Origin of the sequence: Polycladidibacter hongkongensis (genome assembly GCF_001561995.1) — a bacterium.
Classification (GTDB): domain Bacteria; phylum Pseudomonadota; class Alphaproteobacteria; order Rhizobiales; family Stappiaceae; genus Pseudovibrio; species Pseudovibrio hongkongensis.
This window is the reverse complement of record NZ_LLWC01000028.1, coordinates 1-1,296: the sequence shown is the minus strand read 5'-3', so window position 1 is coordinate 1,296 and position 1,296 is coordinate 1. Positions and strand designations below refer to the sequence as shown.

Sequence of the window (1,296 nt, the reverse complement as noted above, 5' to 3'; positions counted from 1 at the left end):
TGGAGTTCGTCCATGATCCCGGACAATCGAGTATATTGACTTTGATTGTTGCAGGAGATGGGAATGGGCTCAGGACGCTCGAAATACACTGAAGAGTACAAAGCGGCAGCTGTGGAGCGGCTTTATGAACCGAGAGCCACTCTGGGAAAGGTTGCCAAGGAGCTGGGACTGACGCCGACACAGCTGAAGATGTGGCGTCTGGAGATTGAGGCAGCTGGATCAGTGGAAGCCAAACGGCGCCAGCAGGCCGATGCCGCCGAGCTCACACGACTTCGCAAGGAAAACAAGCGGCTTCAGGAGGAAAACGAGATCCTTCAAAAAGCATCGGCTTTTTTCGCCTCAAGGGTGGGGAAGCCATGAGGAACAAGCATCTGTTCATTGCCACCCATGCCAAAGACTATGCGGTTTCCACGTTGTGCCGTCTGCTTCAGGTGGCCCGCAGTTGGTTCTACGGCTATCAAGCCTGCGAGCCCGAACGTCAGATCCGGGCCCAGTTCAAAGAGCGCCGGGATCAGGAGCTTTTGGGGGTGATCCAGAGAGCGTTTAAGGTCAGCCGAGGCTGTTATGGCTCCAAGCGGATCCATGCCGAGTTGGTGGCCGCAGGTGAGGTTGTGTCGCAGCGCAGAGTTACCAAGCTTATGAAAGAAAATGGTATTTCTCCATCTAAGCGGGATCCGGTTGAGCCGGTGACAACGCTGAGCAATCACAAGAAGTCGCCGTCCCCTAACTTGCTGCAACAGGAGTTTGACTGTTACACTCCCAACACGGTCTGGCTCGCGGATATCACCTATTGCCCCACCGATGAGGGCTGGCTGTATGTGGCTGCCATCAAGGATATGGCAACGCGTGAGATTGTCGGCTGGGCCATGGATAAGCATATGAAAGCGGATCTGTGCTGTGCGGCCCTCAAGATGGCCCTGGGAAGACGCGGTCCTGTTGTTGGCCTCATTCATCACTCCGATCGCGGTAGTCAATACGCGAGCGAGGAGTACCGCAAACTTCTACGGCAAGCTGGCATCACCCAATCCATGAGCCGAAAAGGCCAATGTCTCGACAATGCTCCCATGGAGAGCTTCTTTGCCTCCTTGAAAAAAGAACTGGTTCATCAAACCAGGTTTCTAACAAGGGAGCAGGCCAAGGCTGCCATCTTCGACTACATTGAGGTGTTCTACAACCGTCAGCGCAGACATTCGGCTATCGGCTACAAAACACCTTGTCAGGTGTTTGAACAAAGGGCTTGGAAAAGGGCAGCGTAATATGTTTAATCAAACTGTCCGGAAATCGGGCGGAACTCCA

Annotated in this window: 2 protein-coding genes; both read left to right on the top strand. The window is 53.9% G+C overall.

The window, feature by feature from the left end; all coding sequences use genetic code 11:
• Positions 1 to 63 precede the first annotated feature (63 nt).
• Complete coding sequence (locus AYK82_RS14235) at positions 64 to 360, top strand: transposase (RefSeq protein ID WP_068317412.1); 297 nt, start codon at positions 64 to 66, stop codon at positions 358 to 360.
• Positions 357 to 1,256, top strand: a complete 900-nt coding sequence (locus AYK82_RS14230; protein WP_068317408.1) for an IS3 family transposase — start codon at positions 357 to 359, stop codon at positions 1,254 to 1,256. Before AYK82_RS14235 ends, AYK82_RS14230 begins: the two co-directional genes overlap by 4 nt.
• The last annotated feature ends 40 nt before the right edge of the window (positions 1,257 to 1,296 follow it).

Bases quoted from the DNA above. Each gene is read 5' to 3' on its own strand.
- AYK82_RS14235 (WP_068317412.1), top strand. From the start codon at position 64: ATGGGCTCAGGACGCTCGAAATACACTGAAGAGTACAAAGCGGCAGCT.
- AYK82_RS14230 (WP_068317408.1), top strand. From the start codon at position 357: ATGAGGAACAAGCATCTGTTCATTGCCACCCATGCCAAAGACTATGCG.